The sequence below is a fragment of the Nocardia sp. CA-128927 genome (assembly GCF_050955855.1).
GTDB lineage: Bacteria > Actinomycetota > Actinomycetes > Mycobacteriales > Mycobacteriaceae > Nocardia.
In genome coordinates, this window is sequence record NZ_CP192087.1 from 2,875,793 (window position 1) to 2,892,658 (window position 16,866).

A 16,866-nucleotide genomic window follows, 5' to 3' on the forward strand; every position below is an offset into this window, starting at 1 on the left:
CGGCTATTCGATCGAGGAACACAGATGACACCCGAAGAAGAGAATGGGCAGCTCAGAGCTCTGTTGCGGAAGTCGCTCGCGACGATTCGAGAGCTGAACCAGGAGGCTGCGGCCGGCACCGGTGCGGCGGCGCCCGTTGCCATCATTGGTACGGCGTGCGAACTTCCGGGCGGTGCGGATTCGCCGGAAGCGTTCTGGGAGTTGTTGAACTCCGGAAAGTCTTGCGAGCGTGATGCTCCCGCGAGTGAGTGGCTGCGGAATGTGCACAGCCAGTACTTCGCGCAGCATCCTGCGGCGGCGGCCTATGCGCCTGCTTACTATCTCGATCGCGACGTAATGCGTTTCGATCCACGGCCTTTCAACATCTCGCCGAATGAGGCGCGCGAGATGGATCCGACTCAGCGGTTGGCGTTGAAACTCACCACCCAGGCGCTGGAACGGGCGGGGTACAACCCCTGGCGCATGACGGGCAAGGTCGGCGTCTACTTCGGGGTGATCGGCGGCGAATACGGCGCGCTGGCCCGAAAGTCCGCGGAGCCGGGGCATTACGTGGCGACCGGCACGCTCGACAGCGTGGTGTCCGGGCGGATCAGCCACACTTTCGACTTCTCCGGGCCCGCGCTGTCCATCGATACCGCGTGCTCGTCGTCCCTGGTTGCCTTGCATCTGGCCTGCGACGGCATCCGCAACGGTGACTGTGACGTTGCGGTGGTCGGCGGGGTGAATCTGCTGCTCGATCCGTCGGTGGTGGGCGCGCTGGCCGGATTCGGCGCGCTGTCGCTGGACGGCCGCTGCCACCCGTTCACCGGCGAGGGCCAAGGATACGGTCGCGGCGAGGGCGGAGCCGTCGTCGTACTGAAGCGGTTGGCAGACGCCGAGATCGACCGCGACGACGTACTCGCGGTGGTGCGCGCCACCGCCGTCAACCACGACGGCCGGTGCAGCGGCCTGACGGTGCCGAACGGACGAGCACAGCGGCACCTGCTAACCGAGGCCCTGCGAAAGGCGGGGCTCCGCGGATCCGACGTGGACTACCTCGAAACCCACGGAACCGGAACACCATTGGGTGACCCGATCGAGATGACAGCGGCCAGCGCGGCCTACTGCCAGGACCGTCCGGCAGACCGGCCGCTGATCGTCGGATCCAACAAGGCGCAGATCGGCCACCTGGAGGCCGCGTCCGGCCTGGCATCACTGCTCAAAGTGGTTCTGGTGCTGCAACATCGCCGTATCCCCGCGCAACCGGGATACGACGCGCTCAGCCGCACGATCGACTTCGAGAAGCTGGGTCTGCGGGTCCCCGACGCCCACCTGGGCGTCCCTGGACGTGAATTGGTCGCCGCAGTCAGCTCATTCGGATTCAGCGGAACCAACGCGCACGTCGTGATCGGCAGCCCCGAAGAACGAGCACGCACAGCGGGCACCGAGCACCGCACGCATGCATTGCTACTCGGCGCCCGGTCCGCGAACACGTTGGCCACCACCATCGATGACGCGGTGCGATACCTCCATGCCACGCCCGACGCGGAGGCCGAAGACGTGTGCTTCACCTACGCCACCGGCCGCCCACACGGCCCCTACCGCACCTACGTGACGGGCACGAATCGCGACGAACTGCTCGACGCACTCGAAACCTTGGCGTCCACTCCGCATTTCACCACCCGATCCCAGCTGACCCGAACCGGTCCACTGAAGCCGGTCTTCATCCTCGCGGGACTCATTCCGCAGCAACCGGATCCACGCGCGGACGCCTGGTACCGCTCGTTCACCGGATTCCGCAGCGGCTTCGATGCCGTCGCCACCGCATGGACGGCGCACCGCGGCACGCCACTACCAAGGGGGACCCGCACCGACAGCCCGGTCGAGGCCGCCTGCCACCAACTAGCCGTACTGTCCGGCCTGATCCGAATGTGGCGCAGCTTCGGCATCGAGCCGGAGATCTGGTGCCCCGACGGCATCGGCATGTACGCGACGGCCATCGAAACCGGTGCGCGCAGCGCGGATTGCATCGTCGGCGAACTGATCGCCCTGTTCGCTGCCACACGGGATGAGCCGACATTCCATACATCGACCGGCATTGCCGCGCTACGGATTCCGGCGGGAACGGGCTCGTCATCACTAGAACCCGCACAGGATTTCCGTTTCGAGGCCGCCGTGATCTGCCCGGCCACCGGCGAATTCCTCAGCCCACGCAAGGCACTCGAACCCGACTACTGGCGACAAGCCGCACAGGCCGAGCCTGACCTCGCCCGCACCGCGCGCCTTTGCGTCGGCCACGAGGCACGGGTGGCCGTCGTGCTCGGCCTCGAATCGGCACCGACCCGGACGATGGCCGCCGCACTCTCCGTGGTCGATCTCGCCCCGGACACGGACGCGCTGCTGTCAGCCCTGGTGCGCCTGTACGAACTGGGCGCGGAGGTCGACTGGGCGGCCTGGTACGAGGGCACCGCGGCGCATCGTGTCCAGGTGCCCACCACGGCCTACGAAGAGTCGACCTACGTCCTCGAGACGCTTCAGCAAGAGCCGACCGCCGTACCCCTCGGTGACCCACTGGAACCTCGCATCCATCCCTCGCGCCGCGGCAGCTCCGAACTGGACTTCGTACTCGCCAGCAGCACACTCCCGCTCGCCGACACCCACAACATCGTGCACATCGGCTATTTCGTCGAGATGGTGCTCCGCGCGTCCGCCAGGCTCGCCCCAGACGCCCGCTTCGACATCGCGGAGATGACCTTCAGCACCGCACTCGTCGTCTCGGACAAGCCGGTTTCGGTGCGGCTGGTCTTCGACGACATCGACTCCACCGCACCACGATTCAGCTTCCATTCGCTGGTCGACCCGGACACCAATCGCTGGCGCACCCATGTCTCGGGCGCACTCGCGAAGCGCTCCGACCCGCCGCCGGTCCTTGCCGAAATCACCGGCGCAGCGGCCGGATTCGACACCGCGTACACAAGTTCCGAGTTCTATGCCGCCATGCACAACCGCGGCCTGCGGTTGGGGCCGAGCGTCCGCTCCGTCGGCGCGGTGCGCCGCTCCGGCACCGTCGCGATTGCCGACATCGATCCCGCGCACGTCGTCCGCACAGCAGCGGCGACCCGCGTCGCTCCCGGCATCCTCGACGCGTGCGCGCAGGTATTCCACGTCCTCATGCCGGACGTCGTGCCGGCGACCGCCGCGTTCATGGTCGAACGGATGGCGGGTGTGATCGTCCGCCCCGGCGAGCCGGTAGCGCCGCACACGATTCGCGTCGACGGCGTCCACCTCGCCCCCGACGGCAAGAGCGTGATCGGCCGATTCGCGCTGCTGGACGCCGACGCCGCCACGATCGTCGAATGCCAGGCCTGCACGGTCCGCTGGATCGACAGCGGCATCGACTCGGTGATCGCCGCCTCGGACGCCGCCGCGGACACACTGCGGCTGTCCGTGGACGAGATCGCCGAGATCAGCGCAGCACCCAAGTCCACCGCACAAGGTCTGCTCGAGGCCTCGATAGGCCGCTTGATCGCCGAACTCACCGGCCTCCCGGCCGCCGAGATCAGCGCCGCCGACACAACCGCCGCGCTCGGCATCGACTCGATCCAGGCGACCCGGCTGTATCGAGCGTTGGAACCGATCAACCCACGCGAGCGCGTCGAGCTCGGCGATCTCGTGCAGGGCATCGCCATCGCCGAACTGGCGGTCCGTTTACGCACAGACACCCCCGAAAGCTCCTCGCCACCTGAGGAACTCCGCGCCGTCACCGCGAAACCGTATCTCCCGCCACGCAATTCCGACGCCCCACTGCGCCTGCTCTGCATCCCTTACGGCGGCGGCAGCACGCTGCTGTTCCACGGCTGGCAATCCCACCTACCCGGCGACATCGAGGTATGCCCGGTTGCATTACCCGGCCGCGGCACTAGACTCGCCGAACCGCTGGTGCCCGACGTCTATCGCATCGTCGAAGAACTGACCGACGAAGTACTCCGCTCCGGCGACGGCCCGTTCGCACTCTATGGCCACAGCGCGGGCGGATTGATCAGCTACCTGCTGACCCTCCGGCTGCGCGAACGCGGCCATCCCGGACCCCGGCACCTGTACATCGGCGCATTCAGCAGCCCCGACCACACCGGCAACCCCTTCTACCTCGCTTGCCGAGAAGAGCTACGGCAAGCGGGCTACCCGGATCTGCCGAGCGACAAGGAAATCCGCGACCTCACCGATCCACGGCTCGAAACCCTCGCCGGACTACTGCGCTTCCCCGCCCCCGATGCTGACGCCGCATTCCTGCGGATGGCATTGCCCATCCTGGCCAACGACATTCGCATGGTCGGCAGCTTCCGCCAGACCGAAGCGAAGGTGCTGGACGTGCCGATCACCGCCCTGCACGGCCGCAACGACGATCGCGTCACGGAAGCGAACATGCGCGGCTGGTCCGCATGGACCTCCTCCGATTTCGACCTGCACGTGCTGGACGGCGACCACTTCTTCCTGCACCCCGAGCAACGCCGCGACGACGTGCTGAACATTCTCACAAGGGGTGCCCGATGAATGGATTCGACACCCCGCCAACGCAATACGAGGCGATCATCATCGGCGCCGGACCCGTCGGCCTCTTCACCGCCGTACTGCTCGGCCAGTACGGCGTGCACACACTGGTCGTGGAGCGCAGGCAGCAGATGTACACCTACCCGCGCGCAATCGGCATCGACGACGAAACCATGCGCGCCATGCAGACAACCGGCATCGCGGAAACCCAACTGCCGCAACTGCGATACTCACCGACCATCGAATACCTCTCCCCGGTGGGCTATTCCCGCTTCCAACCGCCCGACACTCCGGGCCCCTTCGGCCATCCGTTCCTCGCCACCTTCCTCCAGCCACGCCTGGAAGCCGGCCTGCGCGCCCGATTGGCCGACCTACCCTCGGTCGAATTGCGCGAGGGCATCGAATTCGTCGACTTCGACGAGGCGGGCGGCATCGTCACCCTGATGCGCGACGCGGACGGTCAGGATCTACGCGCGTCCGCCCGCTTCCTGCTGGCCTGCGACGGCGGCCGCAGCCGCGTCCGCCAGCAACTGGGCGTGGAACTCCTCGGCGACACCCAGGAGGAGAAATGGCTGGTGGTCGACGTGCGCGATGACGACATCCTCGCGGCCGCCATGGGGAGTCTGCACCAAGACACCGCCGATCAGCCCATGGTGTCGATCTCCCTGCCGGAGGGATTGCGCCGCATCGAATGCCGACTCTCCGCCGCGGCCGCCCGAGCTGAAACCGTTGGGCCGAAACTCATTCAAGACGCACTGCGACCTTTGATCGCCGATCACCCGGTCGACGTCGTGCGAGCCGCCGTGTACGAACGTTACTTCCGGCACGCCGAACAGCTGCGCGACGGAAACGTCTTCCTGCTCGGCGACGCCGCACACCTCGTCCCGCCCTACGGCGGCCAGGGCCTGTGCTCCGGCGTCCGCGACGCGATCAATCTGTCCTGGAAGATCGCCTTCGTGCTCCAGGGCCGGCTACCCGCCGACATCCTGCACAGCTACGACATCGAGCGCGGCGGCCACCTCGCACGCACCGTGGCCTTCGTCCGGCACCTGGCCCGCCGGATCGAGGGCGACAGCGGCGAGGCCCCGGACGCTCGCGAACTGTCGGTGGAAGATCAGCGCCGCGCCAAGCCTGCCCCCGAGTACGAGCTCGGCTTCTTCGACGAAAAGGCGTGCGGCGGAAAGATGTTCCCGCAACCCGTGGTGCTGTACGAGGGCACCGCGCAACCGCTGGACAACTTCCTCGGTCATGGCTTCGCGGTACTGGCGCGAACACACAGCCGCATATCCGCCATCGGATGGCGCGCGCTGCTCGGTGCCGACACGGTGGTCGTCCAGGTGCGTGCCCACGGCGAGCCGAGTAAACGAGAACCCGGAGTACAAGTGCTCGACGACCCCACCGGTGACCTGGTCCGCGCCATCGGCGACGCCGACTTCGTGGTGCTGCGCCCGGACCGATTCGTGTTCGCCGCCTACCGCGACGCCATGGCCCCGCGAATCGCCGAGTGCCTGTCGGCCTGGCAGCTATCCGGCGGAGGTGTGCGGTGATCGAAAGTTATAACGGCACAGGGCAGGTCGACGTTCTGATTGTCGGCGCGGGCCCGGTCGGTCTCACCATGGCCTTGGCGCTGGCCAACAACGGCGTGCGGTTCCGGATCGTCGACAAGCTCGACCGCTGGTCGGATCTGAGCAAGGCGATGACGCTGACACCACGGACGCTCGAGTGCTTCCGGATGCTCGGCGTCGCCGACCGCTTCCTGGAGGAGGGCATCCTCTCCCGCCGCATCCACCACTACACCGAACGCCGAAACCCCATCGCCGTCACCGATCTGGCTCAGCTCGACGGCGAATTCCACGGCGTGCTGCACCTCAGCCAGCGCAGGACGATCGAAATTCTCACCGCCGCACTGGCCGAGCGCGGCATCCACGTCGAGCGCGGCCTCGAACTCACGGAGATCGAGCAGTCCGGGAAGCGCCATGTCGCTACCCTCACCGCGGCCGACGGTGCTGTCACGACGGTCGAAACGCGCTATGTGGTTGGGGCGGACGGCAGCCGGAGCCGGGTGCGGGATGTGATCGGAACGGCCTTCGACGGTGAAGAGCAGTCTGAGACGTTCATCATGGCCGACATCGAAATGGCCGGTTTCCCTTACCATCCCGAGGACCGCCACGCGTTCTATCTGGACGAGGGCACCTTCTTCACCATCCTGCCGATCGACGGCCGCTACTTCCGCCTGATCTCCACCTCCCGCACCGCGTCCGCGGCAGTCGACGAGGAATTCATCCTGCGTCGATTCGACGAACTGCTGCACACCGTCGGCCTCGCACACGTCAAACTCGGTGATCCATTCTGGCTCACCCGCTTCAATCCGCGCCAATACCTAGCCGAACGACTGCAGGTGGGCGGCATCTTCCTCGTCGGCGATGCCGGGCACATCCAAAGCCCCATCGGCGCACAGGGATTGAACACCGGCATCCAGGACTCGATGAACCTGGCCTGGAAGCTCGGCAGCAGCCTGCGCCACGGCGGCACCGCGGTGCTGCGCAGTTATCACGACGAACGACATCCGGTCGCCCAGCGCCTCTTCGAATACAACAACATGCTCAGCGAACGTATCTTCGGCCGCAACCGTCTCAAACGACAGTTGCTGCGCTATCAGAACTATCTGCTCCGCCTGCCCAAGTACCACGCCGAAGAACTGGCGAAGGTCAGCCAATACCGGGTCGGCTATCCCGCGGGCGGCCTCTTCGCGCGCCCCGCACCGGGGAGCACGCCGGGTGGGCCGTGCGTGCGCGTCGGAGAACGTATGCCGCACTGCGTCTTCGAAACCGCGAGCGGTCACTCGCTCCGACTCCTGGACGAACTGGGCGCACATCGGCACGTCCTGCTCGTCTTCGCCGGTGAAGATACCTTCCCGCCGGAAACGTTCACGGCGCCAGTCGGTACGGAGACTGCCAGCTATGTCGTCTACGACAGGCCGTCGCCGCGACAGAAGTACCGGCGACCGGAGGGCAGCAACGTATTGTTCGACGTTTCCGGACGCTGGCGCACGCAGCTGGAGGTGCCGCCACACACCGGCGTGCTGATCCGCCCCGACGGCTATGTGGCGACGGTATTCCGGCTCGAAGATCAGCGCACCCTCGAAACCTATTGGGAACTGCTCACATCCACCACACCGCACACCGAGGACGGACTATGAAGGCACTGCGTTTCGACCAGCTCGGCTCACTCGACGCCCTGGCCCTCGCGGAAGTGCCTAGGCCAGAGGCGGTCTCGGGCGAGGTCGTCGTGCGCATCCACGCCGCCGGAGTCAACCCGAGCGACTTCAAGAACGTGCTCGGCAAGTTCCCGTACACAACCGTGCCGCGCACACCCGGCCGCGACTTCGCCGGTGTCGTCGTGGACGGCCCCGCCGGGCTGATCGGCCAGGAAGTCTGGGGCAGCGGCCGCGAACTCGGGTTCGTCCGTGATGGCTCGCACGCCGAATACCTCGCGTTGCCCGCGGCCGGTGCGGCACGCAAACCCACCACCCTGTCCTTCGCCGAGGCCGCCGCCTCCGGTGTGCCGTACCTGACCGCCTGGGAGGCCGTCGAACGCATCGGCGTCGACGCGGACACCAGCCTGGTCCTCATCGGCATGGGCGCGGTCGGCACCGCCGCCTACCTGCTCGCCACCGCCCGCGGCGCGGATGTCGTTGTCGGCGTGCGCCGTTCGGTACACGCCGACGAACTACGCGCCCGCGGCATCGAGGCGATCGTGCTGGACGACACCGAGAAGTTCGCCGCACAGGTCCGTGACCGCTTCCCCGACGGCGCCCAGGCCGTGTTCGACACCACCGGCTTCTGGCTGCCCGCGGCGATCACCGCGCTCGGCACGGGCGGCCACATCGCGGTGATCGCCGCACCCGCGGACGGGCACGAGCGGGTCCCGGTGCTCGACCTCTACCGCCGTGGCGGCACCCTCGTCGGCGTCAACTCGGCCAGGCACGACACCATCGCCAGCGCGGCTTCGCTCAACAGCCTCGGCGAGCTGTTCGAGTCGGGCGCCCTGCCGGTGCCGACGGGGATCGTCGCACGCCCACTCGACGCAGCAGTCGAGACCTATCGCGAACTGGCCGCGGGTGCGAACGACAAGTTCGTCTTCACCAACCTCAGCGACTGACCGACGGAGCACCGAACGATGCCTGTATTCGTCTTCCCCGGCCAGGGCTCGCAATTCCCCGGCATGGGCAAGGAACTGTTCGACGAGTTCCCCGACCTCATGCGCGAGGCCGACGCGGTTCTCGGCTATTCGGTGCGCGACGTGTGTATGGAGCCCGGCGGGGCGCGCCTAGCGCAAACCCGATACGCCCAACCCGCCATCTACACGGTGAATGTCTTGACCTACTTACGTTTTCAACGCCAGTCGGCACTGCGGCCGTCGTATCTGCTCGGCCACAGCCTGGGGGAGTACTGCGCGCTGTTCGCGGCAGGCGCATTCGACTTCACCACGGGGCTCGAACTCGTTGCTCGCCGCGGTGAATTGATGGCCGAGGCCGACGGCGGCGCCATGGCCGCGGTGGTCGGCCTCACTGCCGAACAGGTCGAAGCCGCCGCCGCGGGCAGACCCGACGGCATCTGGCTGGCGAACCTGAACACCCCGGACCAGGTGGTGATCTCCGGCAGCACCGAGCAAATCCGTTCGGCGCGTGACCATTTCCTCGCCGCGGGCGCGACCCGCTATGTGGTGCTGCCGGTCAGCGGGGCCTTCCACTCACCGCTGATGGCAGCCGCCCAGGCGCGATTCGAAGAGGTCCTGGTTGCCGCACCGATCCGCGACCTCCGAATTCCTGTGGTCGCCAACCTGACCGGCGAACTCCACGCCGACGCCGGGCTGCGAAACTCGCTCGCCGCGCAGATCTCCGCGCCGGTCCGCTGGGCCGACAGCATCCGATTGTTGTTGCACCGCGGCGAGACCCGATTCATCGAAACCGGCGCCCGCCGCGTGCTCACCCCGATGATCGAGAAGATCGCGGCCTGAACGCGGCTACTTCTCGAACTGCGCGCGCTTCCAGTCACCGTACGGCTCATCGCGTTCCCGCACTGCCTCGCGGAAACCGGTAGTGGCCGAACGTAATTGGAACGCATAACCCTCGCGGGTGTGCCGGGAGATGCCGTCGAAGACGGTGCTGATCATGCCGGAGTTCGCCACCCCCTGCGCGAGCAATGCGCTGTTGAGCGCCAGTTTCGCCATCACCAGCTGGTTGATCGGCATCCGGGCGATGCGTTCGAGCAATGCCTCGGTGCGCTCGTCGAGCTCGTCGGCGGGCGTGGATTCGACCGCGAGGCCCCACTCCTCGGCCTGCTTGCCGGACAGGCAGTCGCCGGTGAAGAGCAGCCGCTTGGCGCGCTGGTCGCCGAGTCGGTGCGCCCACATGCCCGCGGCCGGGATGCCCCAGACCCGGGTGGGCGGGTAGCCGATCTTGGTGTCGTCGGCGCAGATGATCTGGTCGGCGTAGAGCGCGATATCGGTGCCGCCCGCGACGGCGAAGCCGTGCAGCTTGGCGACCGTCGGCTTGTTGGCGTGCAACAGGCTGGCGAAGCCGCGGTTGAACCGGCTCATCATCGCGTAGTCGACCATCGGGTCCCAGGTGCCCCAAGGATTGTGATTGCGGGCCTGGACCACGGGATCGAGCACGGTGCCGGTGGGCGAATCCGCGGACTCGCCTGGATCGAATCCGCTCTCGGCGAAGAGCGACAGATCGTATCCGCCGCAGAATCCTTTACCGCGCCCGGAAACCACCATCACGTGCACGCGCGGATCGAGATCGGCCCGCTCTACCGCGTGCGCGAGCTCGACGGGGGTGTCGGAGGTGATCGCGTTGCCGTGTTCGGGGCGGTTGAAGGTGATCCGCGCGATCCGGCCGGTGACCTCGTAGGTCAGCGTGCGATAGCTGATTTCCGTCGGCGGCAGCGCGCGGTCGGCCCACGGCGAATCGGGCGCTTCGGTAAGTCCCTCATACCAAGCGGCCGGGCGGGTGCCGGAGTGATTCTCGAAGTCTGACAAGAGAGGGTTTCCTGACTACGTCGGGGGACGGCGAACTTCCCACTGATATTACATACTTGTGTCAATTGACGGAGCGCTGTAATACTGATTTTATGCCCACCCACGCGGTCACGAACCAAGTTCCCCCGCTCGTCGACTACGACGCCGCCGAGCAGCCGGTGCTGCTCGAGGCGCTGCGCCGCGCGGGCGCCCAGCACGCCCTCGATGAGCTGCACGAGATCGGACGGCTGGCCGGCAGTGCCGAAGCCATCGAGCTCGGTGATCTCGCCGAGGCACATCCACCGACGCTGAAGACGCACGATCGTTATGGCAACCGAATCGACGAGGTCGTTTACGACCCCAGCTATCACCAGTTGATGACCCATGCCGTCGGCTTCGGCCTGCACGGCGCGGTGTGGGCGGACACGCGGCCGAACCCGCATCTGACGCGGGCCGCGAAATTGAGCGTGTGGGGTCCGGTCGACGCGGGCCACGGCTGCCCGATCTCGATGACCTATGCCGTTGTTCCGGCGCTGCGTGCCGCCCCCGAACTCGCCGCACAGTACGAACCCCTGTTGTGCGCAAAGGAATACGACCCCGTTCTGCGTGCGCCGCTGTCCAAGCGCGGTTTGATCGCCGGGATGTCGATGACCGAAAAGCAAGGCGGCTCGGACGTTCGGGCGAATACGACCGCCGCCACCCCGATGTCCGACGGAACCTACCGGATCACCGGGCACAAGTGGTTCACTTCCGCGCCGATGTCGGACGTTTTCCTGGTGCTCGCGCAGGCACCCGGCGGACTTTCCTGCTTCTTCGTCCCGCGCGTGCTGCCCGACGGCACCCGCAATACCTTTGCGCTGCAACGGCTCAAGGACAAACTGGGCAATCACTCCAATGCCAGCAGCGAGGTCGAATACGACAACACCGTCGGCTGGCTGGTCGGCGCCGAAGGTCGCGGCGTGCCGACGATTATCGAAATGGTGAACCTGACCCGGCTGGACTGCACCATCGGCACCGCTACCGCGATGCGCACCGGTGTCGCCGCGGCGGCGCATCATGCCGCACACCGCAGCGCTTTCGGTGCGACGCTGGCCGATCAGCCGTTGATGCGAAATGTGCTCGCCGATCTCGCAATCGAGGCGGAGGCGGCGACCACGGTCGCAATGTGGCTGGCCGATCTCACCGATCGGGCGACGGCCGGGGTGGACGGGGCCGACCAGTTGCGCCGAATCGCGTTGGCGGTGAGCAAATACTATGTGTGCAAACGCGGCCCGATCCATGCCGCCGAAGCGCTGGAATGCTTGGGCGGCAACGGTTATGTCGAAGAATCGCGGATGCCCCGGCTCTATCGGGAAGCTCCGTTGATGTCTGTCTGGGAAGGATCCGGCAATGTCGCCGCGCTGGATACGCTGCGCGCGATGGCCAAACAACCGGAAACCCTCGGCGCCTTTTTCGACGAAGTCAAACGCGCCGCGGGCGCCGACACGCACCTCGATGCCGCGATCGTCCGGCTCGAACAGCAATTCGGTGACTTCGACACCATCCAGCATCGCGCCCGCCGCATCGTCGGCGATATGGCGCAGGTACTTCAGGCGTCGCTGCTTGTTCGCTACGGTCATCCGGCGGTCGCGGACGCGTTCACCGTCAGCAGGCTCGGTGGTGAGCACGGCGACGTTTTCGGCACGCTACCGACAGGTATCGATAGCGCCGCGATCATTCAGCGGGCAACACCCAAGACGGGCAACTGAATCCGACCGGCACAGTTCATCGATCGGCACTACACATCCGTTGTGACGAGCAGGTGCTCCGCGAATGCCATGAATTCGGTTCGGAACGCCGCATATTCGGCCCGCAGGCGCAACCCCGGCCAGCCGGCGGGGAGCAGCGGATCGGGCAGCAGTGGGTCGTCGAGAATATGCCGCACCGCCGCTGCCGCCACCTCGAACCGCGCCCGCAACGAGGACGAACTCGCGAACTCGCGGAGCAACAGCTCCGCGTCGCGAGCCCAAAGCTGTGGTGCGAAAAGGGTTTCCGCCATCGCAACCGGTGAATCCTGTGGTGCGGCGGTGAACACGGAAACTCGTCGACTGGCATCCGGCCCGAGAACGATCTCGATGTTCGCGGGCCGGGTCCACACACCTTCGCGCAATTCGCCGAGTTTGCGGGAGCGCATCGTGTCCCGGAAGGCGGTGCGCGCAGGCGCGTCGTCGCCGACGGCCGTCACCACCGCCAAAAACCATTCGCCGTCCCAGGTTTTCACTACGGGACTCACCGCGGCGTCCTGCCTGCGCTGTCGCTCGATCAACCGATCCGAGAGCCGATACACACCATTCGCGCGTTCCAGATCACCCATGGCAACCATCCGGGTCAGCGCAACCCGCACAGCAGATTGCTGCAACCCGAGTTCCTCGGCCACCGAAACGATCCAGCTGACCGGCGCCTCCGCCGGATGCGCGCCGAGCAACGCACTCAGAATTGCCGACCGAGCGGTCAGCTTCCGCACGCGCATCGCCACACACCCCGTCCTATCCGAGTCACCGTCGGTCGAACTCCGGCGGCCGAACCCGGAATTCTACAGACGAGCTCGCCACGACCCCCGCGAGACATCGCCTGCCCGAAGTCCGCGGCGACCGCCGTGAACTGGCGATGTGTCGGATCGAGGCACGAATCCCGTGGTACCGCTAGTTCGCGTTGTTATATGCCGCGACAATGTCGGCGGGGATCCGGCCGCGCGTCGATACGTTGTGCCCGTGCTTCCTGGCCCATTCGCGGATCGCGGCTGTTTGCTCGCGATCGGTCGCGGAAGTCGCTTTGCCGGTGCCTTTCCGCTTCGCCCGACCAGTCTTGCGCGCCTTTTCCGCCCACGGCTCCAGCGTCACGCGCAGCTTGCCCGCGTTCTTGGTGGACAGATCGATCTCGTAGGCCACGCCATCGATCGAAAATTGAACTGTTTCATTCGCTTTCGACTTGCCGTCGTAGTCGTCGACCAGGGTGACGGTGACTTTCTTGGCCATGGGGTGCGTCCTTCGCGTAGTCACGAGTAATTGCTCGAAATACTAATACCGTATCTCATCGAACTCGGCGAGGAGAAAAGGACTGTGCCGCAGAACTGCTCAGAGCGCTTGCGAGCGCGAATGCGCGAGGCCGCACGACCAAGTGCACGCGCATCCGATACGCGGGACTCAGCGCAGCGATTCTGCCGCCGTCTCGGCTATCGCCGCGGCGACTGCGCTCAATGCCGGTGAGTCGAGCCGCCATTGCTGCCAGTACAGCGGGACATCGATGAATGCGGCACCATCGATGGCAACCAGCTCGGTGCTTCGGAAATTGCGGGTTTGCAGGTCCGGCAACATGCCCCAGCCCAATCCGTGCCGAACCGCCGCGAGGAAACCGGCCGAAGATGGGACATAATGCCGCGGCGGATCCAGCGGTTGGCGACTGCGGCGGCGCAGGTGACGGTCTTGCAGATCGTCTTTGCGATCGAAAAGCACCACCGGCGCCGCCGCATAAGCCTTGGCGGTGGCACCGTCGCCGAACCAGGTGCGCGCGAATCGCGGTTCGGCCATCGGCCGATAACGCATCGCGCCGAGCCGTTCCACTTTGCAACCCTGCACCGGTGCCGAGGTGGCGGTGATCGCCGCCATCACCGTGCCGTCGCGGAGCAGCCGGGTGGTGTGTTCCTCGTCCTCGCGGTGAATCTCGAAGCAGATGTCCGACGGTGCGACGGCCAGCGCGGGCAGTACCCAGGTTTCCAAGGAATCGGCGTTGACCGCGATGGGCAGCGGAGTGGGCCGGTCCGCGTCGCCGAGTTCGTGCGCGGTGTCACCGGCGAGCAGCTCGATCTGCCGGGCCAGCCGGAGCACCGCGAGCCCGGATTTGGTGGCGCACACCGGTTTTGTGCGCTGCACCAAGACGCGACCGGCCGCCTCCTCCAGCGCTTTGATGCGCTGGCTCACCGCGGACGGCGTGATCCGCAGGCTCTTCGCGGCGGCGTCGAAGGTGCCCTCGGTGATCGCCGCGTTCAACGCGCGGAGCTGATCCAGCTGGAGATCCATATTAAGGAATCGTAATGGTAGTGCAGAAACTTTAGTTTGCCTTGAGATAATGCCGTGCCTAGCGTCGATGTATATGGAAGTTTCCTCGGCCGCCCTGGCGGCCCTCTCCGGTCTCGGTTTCGGACTCTCGCTGATTGTGGCCATCGGTGCGCAGAACGCGTTCGTGTTGCGTCAGGGGGTGCGTGGACAGCACATCTTCGCGGTGGTCGCGGTGTGCGCATTGTCGGATATCGTGCTGATCGCCGCGGGCGTCGGGGGATTCGGTGTGGTCGTCCAATCGGTGCCCGCCGTGGTCACGGTGGTGCGCTATGCGGGTGCCGCGTTCCTGCTGGGCTATGCCGTGCTCGCGGCCCGCCGGGCGTTCGCGTCCTCGGCGCTGATCGTCGGATCCGCGGGCACTACGGTCGCGCTCGGCGCCACGGTGGCGACCAGCCTGGCCCTGACCTGGCTGAACCCGCACGTCTACCTGGACACCCTGGTCTTGCTCGGTTCCCTCGCCAGCACCTACGCCACCCCCGATCGCTGGTTTCTCGGCGCGGGCGCGATGCTCGGCAGCGTCGTCTGGTTCACCGCGCTCGGTTATGGTGCCCGCCGGCTCGGCCCGCTGTTCGCCCGCCCCGTCGCGTGGCGCGTGCTGGATTCCGCTATCGCCGTGGTGATGACACTGCTCGGCCTCGGCTTGTTGCTCGCGGGCCCCTCGCTGTGACGTTGAAACCCGTTGGTTTTCACCGCGATGGAGCAGGAAACTCGATTGTTGCCATCGGTGCGGTATCGAGTGTTGTTCGGCGCGAACGGGGTTGGCTGTGCCGACGGCGTGACGCGAGACACAGCCCGCATTGCGTTCCGTGCTGATTGGGGTCAGGAGGCCCGGGTATGCGGCGAATGACCGCCCACACCCGAGTTGGAGGAGTTGTTATGACCAAGGACAACAGCGGACCGCGCGAGGCCGTCGAGGGCGTCGTCGAAGACGTCAAGGGCAAGGCCAAGGAAGCTGCGGGCATTATCACCGGGAACGAAGGCCTGAAGAGCGAGGGCCGCGCCCAGCAGGACAAGGCCGAATCCGAGCGTGAGGCAGCCAAGAAGGAGGCCGAGGCCGAGAAGGCTCGCGCCGAGGCCACCTTGAATGAGGCCCGCCAGAGCGCTTATGAGAGCGGCAAGGATTCCTAGTCGCCATAACTGTCGGCGGCGCGGGGACGAGCTTTCGTCCCCGCGCCGCCGATTTACGTTGCGCTGCGGAACATTTGGGCGGCCTCGGCCCGCTCGTCGAGGATCTGGCGTCGCCGCTCGGCCATCGCGGCGGCCGGTGAGCCGCCGGAGATGATGGCCTCGGCCAGGGCCGCCGCGTCCTCGATGGCGTCGCGGGCGCCGACACCCGCAGCCGGTGTGATCGCGTGATCGGCGTCGCCGCACAGGGTTACCGGGGTTTGCGGGGGACGCGCGTCGGCGAGCGGCACCGTTCGTGCGTTGGAGACGTGCACGGTTTCGGTGGCGGCCAGCATGGTCTCGACGAGCTCGGCGATCGCGGGGGTGCCCGCCAGAATGGTCTTCGTCCAGCCGTCGAGCGGCTGAGATCCGATGTCCTGCACGGCAAGTGGCCCGCGGGTGAGTCGAGTGAACCACACCGAGATCGCGTTGTTCCAGAAGTGTCCGAACGTGCTGACCGGCCTGCCGTCGTCGTCGAGTTGCCGGTGGAAGTGCAGCACGGACGGGTCGGTGTTCGGCTGGATCGGCCGGTTGGTGATGCCGTAAATGATGATCTGCCCGGAGTATTCGGCGATGCGCTCGGGTTCGAGGCGGCGCCGGGCGAGGGAGTCGATGCCGTCTGCGGCGATGATCACGTCGTCCGCGGGAACCGGATCTCCATTGCTGAAGAGCGTCCCCTCGCTGTTCAGCTCGGTGATCGGGGTGTCGTAGTGCAGGTCGGCCGTTGTGTCGGCGGCGAATTCGGTCAGTGCGCGCATGAGGTCGGCGCGCAGATACAGTCGGCGTTCGGTCCGGGAGTCGCTGCGGATAACTCCGGCACGGTCGGCCGCGCGCAGCTCGGTCAGCGAATGCGAGGCCTCGTGCAGTCGATCGATCCCGACTCCCAGCCGCGTCAACGCGGTGTGCGCCCGATCATCCAGTGCCAGAAAGTGTCCCGCGCCGCCGGCCGGTTGGCTCTCGTAGACCGTGACAGGCCGCTTATCGCGCGCGAGCGCACCAGCCAGCAACGTACCCGCGATTCCACCGCCGATGATCGTGACCATGCACCCACCTTAGG

General features: G+C 66.5%; 13 protein-coding genes. 8 read left to right on the top strand and 5 right to left on the bottom strand.

What is annotated here, in order from left to right:
• Window positions 1-24: 24 nt before the first annotated feature.
• The 5 genes from ACQPW1_RS13660 to fabD are packed head-to-tail and all read left to right on the top strand — an operon-like array spanning window position 25 to window position 9,546.
• A complete protein-coding gene (locus ACQPW1_RS13660; RefSeq protein ID WP_433663080.1) occupies window positions 25-4,530 on the top strand; it encodes a beta-ketoacyl synthase N-terminal-like domain-containing protein in 4,506 nt (1,501 codons plus the stop codon).
• Entirely contained in the window at window positions 4,527-6,074 is a 1,548-nt protein-coding gene (locus ACQPW1_RS13665) for an FAD-dependent monooxygenase (protein WP_433663081.1), read from the top strand. The genes ACQPW1_RS13660 and ACQPW1_RS13665 overlap by 4 nt, the downstream gene beginning before the upstream one ends.
• Window positions 6,071-7,726 (top strand): FAD-dependent monooxygenase, encoded by a 1,656-nt coding sequence (locus ACQPW1_RS13670; protein ID WP_433663082.1) that lies wholly within the window; start codon window positions 6,071-6,073, stop codon window positions 7,724-7,726. Before ACQPW1_RS13665 ends, ACQPW1_RS13670 begins: the two co-directional genes overlap by 4 nt.
• Window positions 7,723-8,688 carry a quinone oxidoreductase family protein gene (locus ACQPW1_RS13675; RefSeq protein ID WP_433663083.1) on the top strand — a complete coding sequence of 322 codons (966 nt, stop codon included), beginning with the start codon at window positions 7,723-7,725 and terminating at the stop codon, window positions 8,686-8,688. The genes ACQPW1_RS13670 and ACQPW1_RS13675 overlap by 4 nt, the downstream gene beginning before the upstream one ends.
• 18 nt (window positions 8,689-8,706) lie before the next feature.
• A complete protein-coding gene (fabD, locus tag ACQPW1_RS13680) occupies window positions 8,707-9,546 on the top strand; it encodes an ACP S-malonyltransferase (RefSeq protein ID WP_433663084.1) in 840 nt (279 codons plus the stop codon).
• A 6-nt stretch (window positions 9,547-9,552) separates the two neighbouring features.
• Here the strand turns inward: fabD and ACQPW1_RS13685 are convergent, their stop codons facing one another.
• Window positions 9,553-10,572: a crotonase/enoyl-CoA hydratase family protein gene (locus tag ACQPW1_RS13685; RefSeq protein WP_433663085.1), complete on the bottom strand. Its 1,020-nt coding sequence runs from the start codon at window positions 10,570-10,572 to the stop codon at window positions 9,553-9,555.
• 92 nt (window positions 10,573-10,664) lie between these two features.
• Here ACQPW1_RS13685 and ACQPW1_RS13690 point away from each other — a divergent pair, with 92 nt between their 5' ends.
• Complete coding sequence (locus ACQPW1_RS13690; protein WP_433663086.1) at window positions 10,665-12,299, top strand: acyl-CoA dehydrogenase family protein; 1,635 nt, start codon at window positions 10,665-10,667, stop codon at window positions 12,297-12,299.
• Window positions 12,300-12,328: 29 nt separating this feature from the next.
• On the opposite strand, the gene ACQPW1_RS13695 is transcribed toward ACQPW1_RS13690, so the two are convergent.
• The 3 genes from ACQPW1_RS13695 to ACQPW1_RS13705 all read right to left on the bottom strand — a co-directional run bounded on the left by ACQPW1_RS13695 (window position 12,329) and on the right by ACQPW1_RS13705 (window position 14,606).
• Window positions 12,329-13,060, bottom strand: a complete 732-nt coding sequence (locus ACQPW1_RS13695) for a PaaX family transcriptional regulator C-terminal domain-containing protein (protein ID WP_433663087.1) — start codon at window positions 13,058-13,060, stop codon at window positions 12,329-12,331.
• A 172-nt stretch (window positions 13,061-13,232) separates the two neighbouring features.
• A complete protein-coding gene (locus ACQPW1_RS13700; RefSeq protein WP_357382689.1) occupies window positions 13,233-13,565 on the bottom strand; it encodes a histone-like nucleoid-structuring protein Lsr2 in 333 nt (110 codons plus the stop codon).
• A gap of 168 nt (window positions 13,566-13,733) precedes the next feature.
• A complete protein-coding gene (locus ACQPW1_RS13705; protein ID WP_433663088.1) occupies window positions 13,734-14,606 on the bottom strand; it encodes a LysR family transcriptional regulator ArgP in 873 nt (290 codons plus the stop codon).
• Between the two features lie 73 nt (window positions 14,607-14,679).
• Here ACQPW1_RS13705 and ACQPW1_RS13710 point away from each other — a divergent pair, with 73 nt between their 5' ends.
• Window positions 14,680-15,312 carry a LysE/ArgO family amino acid transporter gene (locus ACQPW1_RS13710; RefSeq protein ID WP_433663089.1) on the top strand — a complete coding sequence of 211 codons (633 nt, stop codon included), beginning with the start codon at window positions 14,680-14,682 and terminating at the stop codon, window positions 15,310-15,312.
• 209 nt (window positions 15,313-15,521) lie between these two features.
• Window positions 15,522-15,773, top strand: coding sequence for a microaggregate-binding protein 1 (gene mbp1 / locus ACQPW1_RS13715; protein WP_433663090.1), 252 nt, complete (start codon window positions 15,522-15,524; stop codon window positions 15,771-15,773).
• Between the two features lie 53 nt (window positions 15,774-15,826).
• Here the strand turns inward: mbp1 and ACQPW1_RS13720 are convergent, their stop codons facing one another.
• On the bottom strand, window positions 15,827-16,852 hold the full coding sequence (locus tag ACQPW1_RS13720; RefSeq protein WP_433663091.1) for an FAD-dependent oxidoreductase: 1,026 nt from the start codon (window positions 16,850-16,852) through the stop codon (window positions 15,827-15,829).
• Window positions 16,853-16,866: the final 14 nt, after the last annotated feature.

Excerpts from the sequence above, each read along its gene's own strand:
- ACQPW1_RS13660 (WP_433663080.1), top strand. The coding sequence starts at position 25 with ATGACACCCGAAGAAGAGAATGGGCAGCTCAGAGCTCTGTTGCGGAAG.
- ACQPW1_RS13665 (WP_433663081.1), top strand. The coding sequence starts at position 4,527 with ATGAATGGATTCGACACCCCGCCAACGCAATACGAGGCGATCATCATC.
- ACQPW1_RS13675 (WP_433663083.1), top strand. The coding sequence starts at position 7,723 with ATGAAGGCACTGCGTTTCGACCAGCTCGGCTCACTCGACGCCCTGGCC.
- fabD (WP_433663084.1), top strand. The coding sequence starts at position 8,707 with ATGCCTGTATTCGTCTTCCCCGGCCAGGGCTCGCAATTCCCCGGCATG.
- ACQPW1_RS13690 (WP_433663086.1), top strand. The coding sequence starts at position 10,665 with ATGCCCACCCACGCGGTCACGAACCAAGTTCCCCCGCTCGTCGACTAC.
- ACQPW1_RS13695 (WP_433663087.1), bottom strand. The coding sequence starts at position 13,060 with ATGCGCGTGCGGAAGCTGACCGCTCGGTCGGCAATTCTGAGTGCGTTG.
- ACQPW1_RS13700 (WP_357382689.1), bottom strand. The coding sequence starts at position 13,565 with ATGGCCAAGAAAGTCACCGTCACCCTGGTCGACGACTACGACGGCAAG.
- ACQPW1_RS13705 (WP_433663088.1), bottom strand. The coding sequence starts at position 14,606 with ATGGATCTCCAGCTGGATCAGCTCCGCGCGTTGAACGCGGCGATCACC.
- ACQPW1_RS13710 (WP_433663089.1), top strand. The coding sequence starts at position 14,680 with ATGGAAGTTTCCTCGGCCGCCCTGGCGGCCCTCTCCGGTCTCGGTTTC.
- mbp1 (WP_433663090.1), top strand. The coding sequence starts at position 15,522 with ATGACCAAGGACAACAGCGGACCGCGCGAGGCCGTCGAGGGCGTCGTC.
- ACQPW1_RS13720 (WP_433663091.1), bottom strand. The coding sequence starts at position 16,852 with ATGGTCACGATCATCGGCGGTGGAATCGCGGGTACGTTGCTGGCTGGT.